Below are 587 nucleotides of genomic sequence, written 5' to 3'. Positions count from 1 at the left end.
GCGACCGTCGACCATGCTCTGGATGCGCGCCTTGCCCCAGGTCGGGAACCAGCCGACGGTGTCGATCGCGGCCAGCGCATCGCTGCGCAGGTTGGCCTTGTCCATCGAGATGAACCACTGCGGGGTGGCGCGGAACACCACCGGCGTCTTGTGGCGCCAGCAGTGCGGATAGCTGTGGCGGATCGGGTGGAAGGCCAGCAGCGAACCGTTGTCGCGCACCACGCCGACGATGGCTTCCTGCGCCTTCCACAGGTGCTGCCCAGCCAGCACCAGGTCACCGGCCGGCGGGGTCGATTCCAGGTACACGCCACGGCCGTCGATCGGGGTCACCTGGCCGGCGTTGTACTTGTCCAGCAGGCCGTACTTCTGGCTGACCACGAAGTCCTCCTGGCCATGGCCGGGGGCGGTGTGCACCGCACCGGTACCGTCCTCGTCGGAGACGTGGTCGCCATTGAGCAGCGGGATGTCGCGCTCCGGATAGAACGGGTGCGCCAGCAGCTGGTTCTCCAGCGCCGCACCGGTGGTTTCACCGTGCAGCACCACGCTCTCGACGCCGTAGCGCTGCAGCGCGCGCTCGGCCAGCGCGG

Annotated in this window: 1 protein-coding gene; it reads right to left on the bottom strand. The window is 69.0% G+C overall.

Going from position 1 to position 587, the window contains the following annotated elements; translation table 11 throughout:
* Nucleotides 1-587: class I tRNA ligase family protein (locus EN850_RS33380; RefSeq protein WP_145973021.1), on the bottom strand; the 587-nt coding region annotated here is incomplete at both ends.

Origin of the sequence: Mesorhizobium sp. M8A.F.Ca.ET.207.01.1.1, from assembly GCF_004794715.1 — a bacterium.
In the GTDB taxonomy this organism is placed as follows: domain Bacteria; phylum Pseudomonadota; class Alphaproteobacteria; order Rhizobiales; family Rhizobiaceae; genus Mesorhizobium.
The sequence above is the reverse complement of the archived record's forward strand: the minus strand, read 5'-3'. Positions and strand labels throughout refer to the sequence as shown.